Source organism: Pseudomonas juntendi (genome assembly GCF_021560075.1).
GTDB classification, from domain to species: domain Bacteria; phylum Pseudomonadota; class Gammaproteobacteria; order Pseudomonadales; family Pseudomonadaceae; genus Aquipseudomonas; species Aquipseudomonas juntendi.
Genome location: NZ_CP091088.1, coordinates 3,060,400 through 3,073,372 on the forward strand (window position 1 = coordinate 3,060,400; position 12,973 = coordinate 3,073,372).

The 12,973-nt window shown below is 62.1% G+C and carries 9 protein-coding genes; 3 read left to right on the top strand and 6 right to left on the bottom strand.

Annotated features, from left to right (window positions below; all coding sequences use genetic code 11):
• The first annotated feature begins 32 nt into the window (after window positions 1–32).
• Window positions 33–1,253 (top strand): putative DNA modification/repair radical SAM protein, encoded by a 1,221-nt coding sequence (locus L1P09_RS14185; RefSeq protein ID WP_054903971.1) that lies wholly within the window; start codon window positions 33–35, stop codon window positions 1,251–1,253.
• Window positions 1,244–2,086: a TIGR03915 family putative DNA repair protein gene (locus L1P09_RS14190; protein ID WP_235767765.1), complete on the top strand. Its 843-nt coding sequence runs from the start codon at window positions 1,244–1,246 to the stop codon at window positions 2,084–2,086. Before L1P09_RS14185 ends, L1P09_RS14190 begins: the two co-directional genes overlap by 10 nt.
• Before the next feature lie 33 nt (window positions 2,087–2,119).
• Here the strand turns inward: L1P09_RS14190 and L1P09_RS14195 are convergent, their stop codons facing one another.
• From L1P09_RS14195 to L1P09_RS14220, 6 genes are all read right to left on the bottom strand, one after another.
• Window positions 2,120–2,377: a PAAR domain-containing protein gene (locus L1P09_RS14195; RefSeq protein WP_009686597.1), complete on the bottom strand. Its 258-nt coding sequence runs from the start codon at window positions 2,375–2,377 to the stop codon at window positions 2,120–2,122.
• The gene (locus L1P09_RS14200; RefSeq protein WP_313903893.1) at window positions 2,374–3,186 is read right to left on the bottom strand and encodes a DUF6708 domain-containing protein; all 813 of its coding nucleotides are present in this window, start codon (window positions 3,184–3,186) and stop codon (window positions 2,374–2,376) included. The genes L1P09_RS14195 and L1P09_RS14200 overlap by 4 nt, the downstream gene beginning before the upstream one ends.
• Entirely contained in the window at window positions 3,183–6,401 is a 3,219-nt protein-coding gene (locus L1P09_RS14205) for a T6SS effector BTH_I2691 family protein (protein ID WP_232892128.1), read from the bottom strand. Before L1P09_RS14205 ends, L1P09_RS14200 begins: the two co-directional genes overlap by 4 nt.
• Entirely contained in the window at window positions 6,398–7,321 is a 924-nt protein-coding gene (locus L1P09_RS14210) for a hypothetical protein (RefSeq protein WP_235767766.1), read from the bottom strand. The genes L1P09_RS14205 and L1P09_RS14210 overlap by 4 nt, the downstream gene beginning before the upstream one ends.
• Entirely contained in the window at window positions 7,321–9,393 is a 2,073-nt protein-coding gene (locus L1P09_RS14215; RefSeq protein ID WP_232892130.1) for a type VI secretion system Vgr family protein, read from the bottom strand. Before L1P09_RS14215 ends, L1P09_RS14210 begins: the two co-directional genes overlap by 1 nt.
• Before the next feature lie 323 nt (window positions 9,394–9,716).
• Window positions 9,717–11,342, bottom strand: coding sequence for a methyl-accepting chemotaxis protein (locus tag L1P09_RS14220; RefSeq protein ID WP_232892131.1), 1,626 nt, complete (start codon window positions 11,340–11,342; stop codon window positions 9,717–9,719).
• A 359-nt stretch (window positions 11,343–11,701) separates the two neighbouring features.
• Here L1P09_RS14220 and L1P09_RS14225 point away from each other — a divergent pair, with 359 nt between their 5' ends.
• Window positions 11,702–12,946 carry a DUF1835 domain-containing protein gene (locus L1P09_RS14225; RefSeq protein ID WP_235767767.1) on the top strand — a complete coding sequence of 415 codons (1,245 nt, stop codon included), beginning with the start codon at window positions 11,702–11,704 and terminating at the stop codon, window positions 12,944–12,946.
• Window positions 12,947–12,973: the final 27 nt, after the last annotated feature.

Here is a 12,973-nt window from a genome sequence, read left to right on the forward strand (position 1 = left end):
TGTATGAATATTCAGTACAGCGAGACGCCCCCATGCAACTCATCGCCAAACTCGGTATTTTGGCCGACGCTGCCAAGTACGACGCTTCCTGCGCCAGCAGCGGCGCGCCCAAGCGCAATTCGCGCGGTGGCGATGGCCTGGGTGCTACCAACGGCATGGGTATTTGTCACAGCTATACGCCCGACGGCCGCTGCGTGTCGCTGCTGAAGGTGCTGCTGACCAATTTTTGCCTGTACGACTGCCAGTACTGTGTCAACCGCCGCTCCAGCAACGTGCCTCGGGCACGTTTCAGCCCGGAAGAAGTGGTGCGCCTGACCTTGGATTTCTATCGGCGCAACTGCATCAGCGGCCTGTTCCTCAGCTCTGGCATCATCCGTTCGGCGGACTACACCATGGAGCAGCTGATTCGCGTGGCCCGGCTGTTGCGCGAAGAACACAACTTCCGCGGCTACATCCACCTGAAGACCATCCCCGACGCCGACCCGCTGCTGATCGAAGAAGCCGGGCGCCTGGCCGACCGGCTCAGCGTCAACATCGAGCTGCCGACCGACGACAGCCTCAAGCGCCTGGCACCCGAAAAGCAGGCACACACCATTCGCCAGGCCATGGGCGTCATTCACCAGGGCCAGCTAGCCATAGCCAATGAGCCCAGGGCACCGCGCTTTACCCCGGCGGGGCAAAGTACCCAGGTCATCGTCGGTGCCGACAGCACCGATGACAGCACCTTGTTGCGCAATGCCGAATCGCTTTACCAGGGTTACGGCCTCAAGCGGGTGTACTACTCCGCGTTCAGCCCGATCCCCGACAGCCCAGGTAGCGTGCCGTTGGCCGCACCCCCACTGTTGCGCGAGCACCGCCTGTACCAGGCTGACTTCCTGCTCCGGGGCTATGGCTACAAGGCGGGTGAACTGTTGGGCCAGCACGGTAACCTGGCACTGGACATCGACCCCAAGCTGGCTTGGGCGCTGGCCAACCGCGAGGTATTCCCCTTGGACGTGAACCGCGCCGAGCCGGCACTGCTGGCACGCATCCCCGGCATAGGCCTGCGCAGCGTGCAGCGCCTGGTGGCCTTGCGCCGGGAACGGCGTATCCGCTATGACGACCTGATTCAGCTGCGCTGCGTGCTGGACAAGGCGCGCCCGTTCATCGTCACCAGCGATTACCGCCCGGCACAGGCCGAACTGCGCAGCGGCTTGCTGCGTGCACGCCTGCGCGAACCGCAGGCACCGGTGCAAATGGGGTTGTGGGGGTGATTGCGCTCGACTGCGACGACCTGTTCGCCACATGGCGTGAACAGGCGCGGGTGTTACTGGGGCATGGCATCGACCCTTCGGAAATCACCTGGAACCAGGGCCCCATGTCGGATTTGCTGGCTGTACCCGCAGCGCTGCCTACCGGCCCTGGCCCCTTCCGGGCCAAAGTCCCGGCCCAATTGTTGGGTCAGTTGGAACTGGCCTCTCGCTACCGTGGCGAGCAACGCTGGAACCTGCTGTACGAAGTGCTGTGGCGTGTCGCCCACGGCGACCGCACCGCAATGCTGGCGGGGGACCGCCTGGGCAGTGAGTTGCAACGGCGCATCAAGCAGGTAACGCGCGAAGCCCATCATTTGCATGCCTTTGTCCGCTTCGTGCCGCTACCCGAAGTGGTGGCTGGGCAATTGCAACTGGACCTGGTGGCTTACCACGAGCCGGCACATGACGTTCTGCAGAGCGCCAGTGCGCACTTCGCCGACCGCCTGGGCAAGTTGCGCTGGCTGATCGCTACGCCTCAGGATGGCATTCGCTTCGACGGTGCCGGGTTCGACTATCAACGGCGCTGCCCGGCGCAATGGCGGCAGTGGGGGCGCAGTGCCGAAGACCCAGGGGCCGAGCTGTGGCGTACCTATTACCGCCATACGTTCAACCCTGCCCGCCTCAACCCTGATGCCCTGCGCCTGCACATGCCGGGGCGGTTCTGGAGGCACTTGCCGGAAGGCATGCTGATACCCCAGCTCGAGGGCCTGGCACGCCAAGGCAAGCAGCGGGACGGCCAGGCGCTGGAAGTGGCTGCGCAGGCCGGCAAAAAGATCAGCAAGACTGGGCGGTGATGCACGCCAGCCATACCGTGCGCGCAAATCGCCTCACTCCAGCAACCAGCCTGCATCGCCTTCGTCCAGCACGCCGCCATGATCAGTCCTGTCCCCCTTGCGCGCGACAGCAGCCCCCTCGATCAGGAAGTGCTCGGCCCCGCTTTCGATTACCGCACCGCAGGTAGTCCGGTCCCCCACCCTGGCCACTGCGCTGCCGTTGAATGTATACCCAGCACTCCCGCTCTCGACCTGGTTAGCGCCATGCAATGGGCAGAGATGTCGATGACCGACAAGCACAACAGGTTTCATCGCGCTTCGCCTGCGTGCGGTGCGGTACGTGATTCGCGATCAATCGCCACTGGCCAGTGAACCCTCGGCGCCAGGCAGTGCATGTGGCTCAGACCATCATCATCATTCCAGTCGCGGGCGGGGTGTACGAACTTCGGGAGGGCCTGGGGGCCTTGCTGCATGAACAGTCTGGCGATGGCCCAGTAGGCCTCGCCGTGGTAGAGGTCGTGGCTGAAAAACACGCGGTCAATGACTTCGTTGGTTTCCGGGTTACGGACCGACAGCATGACGTTTTCGATCAGACCGCCGTGGCCGGGGGCATAGATTCGGTAAACCTCGGCGGTAACGTCATCCCAGTTGTAGGCAACGGGTTTGACGCCCCAATGCTTTCGGCTGCAAACAAAGAATCGATTGAACCTGTATTGGTAAAGATAAATTCTTCGGCGCAGTCTATTGAAACGAATGGGCTCGTCTCTTGGAAGCACAAAATCAAGCTTGATGTAGGGCGATAGCACCCACGCCACGAGTAGCGGTGTAAGCAAGATAACAATATTCGTTATCCAGTCCCCCTGCCAATTGTCGAAAACCAGCCAATACGTGAACAACGTCATCCCACCACCCGCAATAAGAGCGGCAGAGCCTATCAGCGCACCTAGCCCCCGCGGACGAACAGTAGCCCTTGGCAACTCCAAATAGACATCATCGTAATAATTGGGCGGAGGGTTAATTTTTTGTGGTTCATGCTTGAACGTTGGCCTTTCTTCGATACCGGGTAAATCATGACTCCAACCCAATTGCCGATATGCTAATGGTCTGTGCTTGACGCTCATGCATTCTCCGCCTGCACCCGACTTTCGAGGCGTGCGCTTGAAATATTTTTATCTGGCCAATACGCAACCGTCAGTGTGGCCGATTTAATGGTGTGCGCACCAGCGGTCGGCATTAGCGCTATCACACCAGTCAATTCTAATGACGGCGCGCTTTCTAGATGCGCATGCACACTTTCCATCAATGAAACATCGGGGCGATAGTCCGGAAAACGTGGAGCGACGAAATTTGAAAACTTGTTTGTTTGGGTGAGAAACTCCGGGCAATCAGAATTACGGCTGCCGGATGCTACCAACTCTCCACTATCGCAGTCAGGAAACTCGCCATCACCTGCGCGATGTACTAGTAACGCCCAATCGTACCCTGAATTGACCTCGTCATACCGGGGCAAGCTAATTTGAAATTTTATTTTTTGCTCAACAACCAAGCCGGCCACCCCACCGACTTTGCGCATTGCGATATCGCTGGCCAGAACCGAGTCGAAATTCAGTCCAATTTGAAGTCCAAGAGTTGCAGCATTAAGCTCCGCAATGGCTATATCTGCCCACGCCACCGAATCCCAACGAACGTTAGGAATTTCGCCACCCTTGCCAAACAAACTACGACTGAGCCATAACTCAAGAGGGTTGAGCTCGTTGTTTTCCGCCATCCTTCTATAAGTGTAAGCGGAGAGTGTCAGTACTATTGCAACGCCCAAAGGCCCTGCAATCAAAGGTGACGCGACCGCCAGTGCAAACGCTGCAGAACCACCCAGATAAAGCACGCCTGATACAGCGTATTGTTTGCTCGACAAAATGCTACCCGACTTGACGGCGCGTTTTGATGCGGCAAACGCTTGGGCAACGTCAAACACCCCAGCCACTGAACTTATCAATGCGCCTAAACTTATGAGGAAACCTCCTACAACGGCGGCTCCCCTCGCCCAGGGCGCTTGCAGATGACGAATGCTCGTTCGCAGAACAAGCCCCACCAATTCTATTTGCCCCCCAAGCACACCCAGTTGCGAACCCTGCAGCGCCAATTTGGCTTCGTAAGCCTTGGGCCCAATCTCTGCCTCGGCCTTTTCTTGATTCCTGGTCAGGCTGTCATACTGCAAATACAACCCACCGATCCCGAGTAGCACCTCCCAACTGCCAGCAACCCCGCGCAGGCCTGAGAAACCGCCACGCACCAGCTGGCTGGCCTGGTGCGCAGTTATCTTCATCCCGTCAAGCAACTTGCGGGCATTGCTGTCGAGGGTACCTGCCGCGACCGAGATATCCACCATGGCCGCGTGCGCCGCACTGCTCGCCTGAGTCAGCTTGATGCTGGCCGCTTCGACTAACCGGCCATGCACTTGCGCAGCCGTGCCTTCGACCCAGACCGTGACACTGATCACGGTGTTGGTCAGACGAGGGTCGAGCAGCGCAAGGCTCATCAACCCGTGCTGCAGGATCGGCCGGACCTTGCGCATCGCCTTGAGCGAACCAACTTCAAAGTCATCGACACTGCGATACATACGGTCTCTCGCCTCAGCGAGGGTGGCATTTGCGCGGTGCTGCAACTGGCGTAAGTGCGCACTCTGCAAGGCGTAGTACTCGCCTAGCTTCATCTTCACTTCAAGCTCGATCAGTTGCACCCCGTTGTAAAGAAACTGGATTGCGCTGTTCAGGTGCCGAACAGCGTTGTGAATGCCTGGCCCGAGGCTAGGCGCCAGGCGTTGACTGGCGGCATTCACCGCGCTCTGCGTTTCGGCGATGGCCTGCTTCAAGCTATTTCGCATGCGTAAACCGGCATCGTCGCTGGCGATGACCTTGCTCAACATGCCGAAGAGCTTGTCGCTGTCGTTCCAGTTGATTTCCTGGTCACCTGAAAAACTGGGGAACAGCGCGGCCAGCAAAGCGTTGTCACGCATCAGCAGCGCGCGGTAGGGAGGGCTGTCGGGGTTTTGTAGCCATACCTGCCACAGCCGTTCGCTGGTACCGGCTGGGGGCTGGCGGGGTTCAAGGCTGGCCACCACGGCCTCTGTGACACCACCGCCCAAGCACAGCCCCATGGTCTTGGTATAGGCCACACCGGACTCGCGATCACGGCCGTCATAGTCGTGGCGCTCGGCCACCTTGAACATCGGGGTATCGAATAATGCAACATAGGCCTGCGCGTCCTGGTCGATGTAGCGCTGGAACTCGGCATCCTGCGCCTCGTACTCAGCTTGGAAAGCAGCCCGCTGCGGCTCGTGGTAGCGCTCTTCTAGACGGGCATCACTTTCCAGCTGCGCACGCTCGACCAAACGCTGTCGCTCGACTGCCGGGTCCACGAAAATTGGTGGCCCGTCGCCGGTCACCGGCTGCAGCGACGGCACCCCTTGTGCCGCCCACTCCCGGTGCGTGGCGCGGATCACCTGTACTATCTGCGACGTCTGCAACTGGTACGCGCGTTGTGGGTCCTCACGCCAGACCTGGCGCTTCACTACCCAGCTCAGCCGCTGGTGGTTATATTCCTGGATGAGACCTACGGTGTCGTCCAGCACCAGCGCCAACACACCGCTTGCCAACTGGTGGCGGTCCGATGCATTGACCACGTAACCACGCAGGGCAAACCTGCGCAGCCAACGACTGTGGAAACCATGCACGCTGTCGAACGGTGCGCACGCCTGCTGGCTGTACTCAAACACCTGGTTGTCAACTTGCAACTGGTCGGCCGTCATCGCCAGGCCCAGCAATTGCGGATGGGTACGCGCCTGGGTCAGATCAATCCCTACGAAGCGGTGCCTTGGTGCCACGCCTTGCTTGTAGGCGTTCAGCACGCTCACCGGCCAGGCATCACTGGAAAAGGCCAGCCAGGCACTGTTGTATTTGTCGGTGTCGATCGTGACGAAGGCCGCCGGAATATCGTGGTTTTCCTGCGCACATTTTTCCGGCAGTGGCCCAGGTGGGCCAGCTGGGGGCGCATAGGGGTCAAAGCGTCGCAGATGGCCCTGTGCGCTGACGGCGTAGGCTTGCCAGACCTGCTGGTCAAGCAAGACATACAGGTAGCCCATGCGTAACGTGCGCAGGCCAGGCTTGGCGCAGATGTGCAAATGCCCCGCCACGGTAGTGACGCACTCCGGTCGGGTATCCGGGACCAGCGCACGGCGCAGGGGCAGAATGGGCAGCCCCTGGCGCTGACAAGCCATGCAGTGGTCATGCGGCAGCCCGGCTTCAGCGACAGCCAGGGCGATTCGTTGACTGATGGTCATGCAAGGCGCTCCGCTTCCGGCAGGAGTTGGATCAGGTGCCGCCATTGCGCCTCGGAGTAGCAGGCAAGCAACGGCGCTAGCGCGCGCTGCTCTTGGCAGGCTACATCTATCAGGCCGCGCACGGCGGCAAGGGAGGTTAGCTGGGGATGAATGCACAGCTGGTGCAGGGCCAGCACCACGATATCTTCCGAGTCGGTCAAGCCCAAGGCGCGTGCTTCCTGGATATGGTTGCCGGCTCGTACAGCCGCAAACGACGGTATCTGACACTGAAGGCTATTGTTCACGCCTGCTCGCAGAGCGCTCAAGCTCCGCAATACGCGCTCGACCAATGCTCCATCCGCTTGCATGCGCCAAGCAGACGCGGGCAGCAGACAGCGCTGCTCGCTCTGCCCCTTGAGGTTCAGCAACTGCCCACTGCTGTTGAGGAACAACCAGCGGCTGATGGGCCACCACGGCGCACGCTCCCCTTGCTTGAACGTTGCCGCAAGCAGCTCCAGGCGTATCGGCTCGTAGACCGGATAGAAGCTCAGTGCCTGGGCCCTGTCGGGTAACCGGCACAAGCGACTGAGGTGAGCTGCGATGTCGGCCGCTGGCTGTTCACTGAACACCCAGCCGCATAGGTAGCGCCTTGGCTGAAACAACCCACGCACGGCTGCCCGGGCGGTCAATTCCAATACTGCGCGGTTGGGCAGCGCCCCGGGCACAGCCAGGCATACCAGTACAGGATGCAGGTGCGGCACATGCGCCAGGTCGGGCCTGGGTACACGCATCAAAGCGCTCGCCCCCAATGCCTCGCGAAGCTGGGCGAGCAAGGCTGGATCGCCTTTGTCCTCGGGCGCGAGGGGGTCGACCAACACATAGCTGTACAGGGTGGGCGCATGCTGCTGTTCGATCACGTGGGTCAGTTCATCAGCCGTCATCAGAGCTTTCCCTCACAGGTGCTGGCAGCGTTCGGCGTCAATGTCAGCGATGTAGCGCTGCCTGCCCCCTGCGCAGTCGCCTGGGTTTGCCCCAACAGGTTCAGGGTCTGGCCGTTGAGAGTGATGCCGCGCCGGTCCAGCACGATGCAGCCACCTGGGGTTTTCAACTCTATTCGCTCACTGGCATGCAGCTGATACACGGTAGTGCGCTGCTGCATGCCGTTGCCGACTTCGACCCGTTGAGCACCTTTGACCACCAAGGCGCTGTCCTTGCCGACGAGAACCTGCTGACAGCCCAGGGTCGCTTCACTGCGGTTGTTACCGACCTGGTGCGTCAGGTCATGCTTGATTTCGACCTGGCAGTTCTGCCCGATGAACTGGTTGTGGTTGCCCCCGGTTTCCTGGCGATAATGGTTACCGATGCTAAGTTGCTGATCATTGCCCACCTGCTCCAGCCGATCGCGCCCGACACGCGTGGTCTCGTCGTTGCCGACCACCGTGTTGTAGTCGCGCTGGGCATGAATGAACACCTCCTCCCTGCCCAGTTCATCCTCGAAGCGCAGCTCATTGAAGCCATTGCCCTTGTGAGTCTGGCTCTTGATGGTCATGCGGGTTTTGTGCTCCGGCAGGTCATACGGCGGAAGCTGATCACCGCAGTAGGTACGCCCGATGATCAGCGGCTGGTCGGGGTCGGCATTGACGTACTGGATGATCACGTCCTGGCCAATACGCGGGATGGCCATCGAGCCCCAACTGCCGCCTGCCCAGCTTTGCGAAACCCGGACCCAGCAAGAGCTGAACTCATTGCCCTTGCTCTCCCGATCCCAGGGAAAACTGACCTTGACCCGGCCCCACTCGTCACAGTAGATCTCTTCGCCGGGCGGGCCGACCACGGTGGCCATGTGCGGGCCATCGATACGGGGTTTGGCCAGGGGGGCCGGGCGCCATTCGCGGGTGCCCGGCACCAGCATGGCACGCTGCACGTAGCGGGTGCCCTGGTCGGCGCTGCCTGCCTCTTCCTGCAGGCTGGTGAACTGCACGCCTTCATGGTGCACGCGGATCGGCCGCCAATGCACGTTCAGGTCTTCGCGCGGGTGCCCGACAAGCGTGAAACTCAGCCCTGGTTGCAGGCGTACATCATCGCCCTGCACCTCGGCAACATGCGCGTCGTGGCGCAGCGCCGCGAGGCGCGTGGCCGTGAACGGTACGCCGACCGCGTCCCGCTTGTAGCGCCCAGGGTAGTCGAAACGCTCGTAGGCCAGCGTTTGATGGGGGATGCTGCTGTCAGCGGCCCGATGCTCCTGGCGGTAGCGCGGGTGGGTGAAGGTGTAGTCCCGCTGCACCTGCCGGGTGCTGCGGACCTGCTCGCTGTAACGCAGGCGCCGCAGGCACGGCACGGCCTGATCACCACCGCTGTTGGCGTGATACAGCACGTGGTCGGGGTCGATATCACCCTCATCTACCGCTTGCAGGTCATCGGCCCGGACCGCGCCGCGGCTGATAGTGCCAAACGCCAGCAGCCGATCGGTAATGACCAGGCGGTGCTGTTGTGGCGTGTGCTCGAAGCGGTAGACAAAGCCTTCTTCGGCTGCCAGCCGGGCGATGAAGTCGAGGTCGGTTTCACCGGCCTGGACGCAGAACTCGCGAACCTGATGCTCGCCGAGGCTCTTGATTTCGAAGCGGTTGATGCCCTGGCGCTGCAACATCAGTTCAATAATCTGCGGCACAGTCTTGTGCTGGAAGATGCGCCAGTTCGAACGCAGCCTGGCGCGGGCCAGTTGCGGCTCTACCAACGCGTGGTAGTAGGTACGAAACCTGCCGGTCTCGCCTTGGCTGAAACTGCTGACCAGGCCGTGCACATGGCGCAGCGGCTGCTCGCCACGCCAGACCGTGAACAGCCCGGGCTTGTCGAGCAGCAGGCCGAAGTCGACATCCGCGTCGAAACTGATCAGTTCCAGGTGCAGTTGGAACGGCGCGCTGATGGCCTCTTCGAGTTCGAATGAAACCACTTCGAACTCAACCCGGCCGGCCAGGGCCTCAAAGCTGAACCGCAGATCGGACTGGCTAGGCATGCGGACTCCCGGCTACCACCTTAAGACAAGGCTGTCGAGCGACTGCAGCACTCCGGCGCTGCTCAGCGCTCAGGCGAAATCGGTAGCAACAGAAGGCCCCGCGGCCTTGAGGTGGGTGGTGCATGAAGAGGTCCTTGTCTTCCGGCAAACTGAAGACATGAACGCTAGCGGGGAACCGATTCTGCGAGAAGTCCAGCACTTCCCGGCGTAACGTAGGAAATGTCGGCTGAGTTTTCGATGACAGGCGCGCGCCGAGAGACCGAGCGCTGCGCGAGGGCCGCTCGATCTCTGCGAGGCTCGTAAATGTTCAGGGCCGAAGGCGTTCAAAGCTTGAACTGCCCGACCAAGGTCGTCATCTCCCCCACCAGGCCCGACAGTGCCTTGCTCGCAGCGCTGGTCTGATGCGCCCCGGCCGCCGAATGGTTGGACAGTTCACGGATGTTCAGCAGGTTGCGATCCACTTCGCGCGCAACCTGCGCCTGCTCTTCGGCGGCGCTGGCGATGACCAGGTTGCGTTCGTTGATTTCGCCAATCGCACTGTAGATACCCTCCAGCACCTGCCCCGAGGCCAGGGTGACGTCCAGGGTCGACTGCGCACGGTGGGTGCTGGCCTGCATCGACGCCACTGCCGCTTCGGTGCCGGCCTGTACGCGGCCGATCATCTGCTCGATTTCCTGGGTCGACTGTTGCGTGCGGTAGGCCAGCGTACGCACTTCATCGGCCACCACGGCAAAGCCGCGGCCCGCCTCCCCGGCACGCGCCGCTTCGATGGCGGCGTTCAGCGCCAGCAGGTTGGTTTGCTCGGAGACCGAGCGGATCACTTCCAGCACCTTGCCGATATCGCGCACCTGCCCCACCAACTGCTCCAGGTGGGTACTGCTGGTCTGGATCTCGCGGGTCATGGCCTCGGTGCCGTCGATATTGTCGCTGACCTGGCGGCGGCTTTGCGTGGCTAGCTGGTTGGACTCGCTGGTGGTCTGCGAGGTGCTGATCGCATTGCGTGCAACCTCCTCCACGGCGGTGGTCATTTCGGTCACGGCAGTGGCTGCCTGTTCCAGCTCCAAGCCTTGTTGGCGCAGGTTTTTGGCGCTTTGCTCGGTTACCGCGTCCAGCGCAGTGGCGGCTTCGTCCAGTTGCCGGGCACAGCGGCCGATCTGGCCCAGGGTGTCGCGCTGGCTTTGCTGCATACGCTGCAACTCGTGGAACAGCTGGCCGATCTCGTTACTGCCTTGTGCCTGCACTGGCATGCTCAGGTCGCCCCCGGCAATACGCTGAAAGTGCTGGCCGGCCTCACGCAGGGGGTGCAGCACGCGCTGCGCGATGAAGCCCCAGCACAGGGCTGCCAGGGCCAAGGTCAGCGCCAGCAGGCCAAGGCTGAGCAACTGCGCACGGGCCAGGCGGCGATCGGATTCGAGCATGATCTGCTGGCCACGCTGGCCCAATTCGCCAACCAGTTGCTGACGTAGCGCCTGCAACCGGCCCATGGCGTTACCGGCGTCGACGTTGACCTTGAAGTATTGCTCCAGCGAGCGCTGGCGGGTGGCCTCACGCTGCCCGGCCACCGCGGCGGCGTATTCGGCGAAGGTCGCCTGCAACTCGGTCGCCAAAGTGCGCAGGGCCGGCTCGCGGCTGTTTTCGACGAATTCGTCGACCAGCTTCTGGCTTTTTTCGTTCAACTCGAGCGACAGTGCCATGCGCTGGGCAGCACTGTCGTCGTGGCCGCCGAGTTGCTCGATGAAGCCCGACGACACGTTGGCGCTGGAACGGATGGCCATCAGCAAGGCATTGTTCAAGCGGTCCGACTGGTGCGCAGTCTGGTCCAGTTCGGTGATCTGCTGGTCACTGCCAACCGCCGCTCGCCAGGCACTGAGGGTGGAAAACAGCAGGGTCAGGCTGAACAGCGACAATACCCAGAACATTCCGGTGCGGATCTTCAAGTTGGCAAGCATGCGGGCAGTACTCCTGGTTGGCACCACTTCTGATCGATGATGCGACGGTGGGTGTGCTGCTATCGGAGCGGCGCGGCGCCGGCTTGAGGGGCTCAGGCATGCTTGTGGGCGGTAACCGCACAGATGTTGCCTGCATGCGGGGCCTCGCCAAGCAACCCGCGCGGTGCCTGGCAGCGCATGCGTTGGCGGGCTCGGCAGGGAAAGCCTGGGTTTGCCAGCCAAGCCGCGATGCGGTTAAAGTCGAGCCCTGGCGCTGGCTGCGCCTGCGGTCCGCGCAAAGGGGTTACCCGAGCCATGCGATAACCTGTTTCCATACCAGCTCCAGGCTTGTCGGCGGACCGAGCCTCAAAGGAGTTGGCATGCCCACCATCCATGCATCCCGCCACCATGGCCTGCTCGATCTTGCCGCTTTGCGCAAACGCGCCAAGCGTTTGCTCAACGCCCTGAAGCACCACCAGGCCGACGACGCCCGGGAACAGTTGCGCACCCTTGGCCTGCCTGGCCCCCATTATCGCCTTGCCGATACCCAATGGCTGGTGGCCCGCGAAGCCGGCTTCGCCAGCTGGCCCAAGCTCAAGGCGCATGCCGATGCCGTAGCGTTCGCCGCACGCCAGCCTGGCTTCGCTGCCGATGACGAAGCCGCCGTGCAGCATTGGCGCTGCGGTAACGATATTGCCCACAGCTTGCGGGTTGCGGGGTTTGCCGGCGCTTTCCAGATGTTCGACGACCCCATGGTGATGGGGCCGGTGCCGGCCCTGCCAGAAGATCGGTACTGGCCGGTGCGCGGCGCGTTCATACAGCAAGCGTTCAACCTCAGCGCCGAGGCTGTCGCCCCGCGCCAGGCTGCACAGCAAGCCGCATTGGCCGGTTTGAACGGCGACAGTCAGCTGGTGCTGTGGTGCGAAGCCGACGCTTACGACCAGTTGTTCCTGATCCGCGTGCTCGCCAGCCTGCCCTGTTTGCCGCGACGCCTGGAGCTGATCGAAATCGACCAGGTCCCTGGCGTAGAGCGCTTCATCGGTATCGGCCAACTGGCCCCGGATCTGCTGGCCTGGCTATGGCCACAACGTCGCGCGCTGGGTGAGGATGCACTGACCTTGGCGCGCCAGGCTTGGGCTGCCTACACCGCCGCTGAACCCCAAGCCTGGGCCGCCCTCGCTGGCCGCCAGCACCGGCCTTTGCCGCTGTTGGGCCGGGCACTGGCGCGCCAGCTGCAAGAGCTGCCTGGCGCCAGCGACGGCTTGAGCCTGACCGAACGCCTGCTGCTGCGCGTTCTGGCATCGCATGGGGAGCTGCCAGCCGGACGCGTGTTTACCCAACTGATGCAGCAGGATGAGCCGCTCCCTTACCTGGGCGACATGATGTTCCATGCCCTCCTGCAGCCGTTGCTCCATACACCCCACCCGCTGCTGCGCGAAGGCCCGGTCGACGCCTGGGCCCATCGGCCATTACGGCTGACCGCACTCGCCGAACAGGTGCTGGCCGGCCAGCGCCACTGGCTCGACCAGCGCCCTGCTCAGCGTTGGGTAGGCGGGGTATGCATCGACCCGGCTGACAAGCCTTGGGTGGTTAGCGAGCAAGGCGAGGTCTGGCGACGACAATAGCGACGCGGCTTGGCTGCAAGGGTTGGC

Excerpts from the sequence above, each read along its gene's own strand:
- L1P09_RS14185 (WP_054903971.1), top strand. The coding sequence starts at position 33 with ATGCAACTCATCGCCAAACTCGGTATTTTGGCCGACGCTGCCAAGTAC.
- L1P09_RS14195 (WP_009686597.1), bottom strand. The coding sequence starts at position 2,377 with ATGAAACCTGTTGTGCTTGTCGGTCATCGACATCTCTGCCCATTGCAT.
- L1P09_RS14200 (WP_313903893.1), bottom strand. The coding sequence starts at position 3,186 with ATGAGCGTCAAGCACAGACCATTAGCATATCGGCAATTGGGTTGGAGT.
- L1P09_RS14205 (WP_232892128.1), bottom strand. The coding sequence starts at position 6,401 with ATGACCATCAGTCAACGAATCGCCCTGGCTGTCGCTGAAGCCGGGCTG.
- L1P09_RS14210 (WP_235767766.1), bottom strand. The coding sequence starts at position 7,321 with ATGACGGCTGATGAACTGACCCACGTGATCGAACAGCAGCATGCGCCC.
- L1P09_RS14215 (WP_232892130.1), bottom strand. The coding sequence starts at position 9,393 with ATGCCTAGCCAGTCCGATCTGCGGTTCAGCTTTGAGGCCCTGGCCGGC.
- L1P09_RS14220 (WP_232892131.1), bottom strand. The coding sequence starts at position 11,342 with ATGCTTGCCAACTTGAAGATCCGCACCGGAATGTTCTGGGTATTGTCG.
- L1P09_RS14225 (WP_235767767.1), top strand. The coding sequence starts at position 11,702 with ATGCCCACCATCCATGCATCCCGCCACCATGGCCTGCTCGATCTTGCC.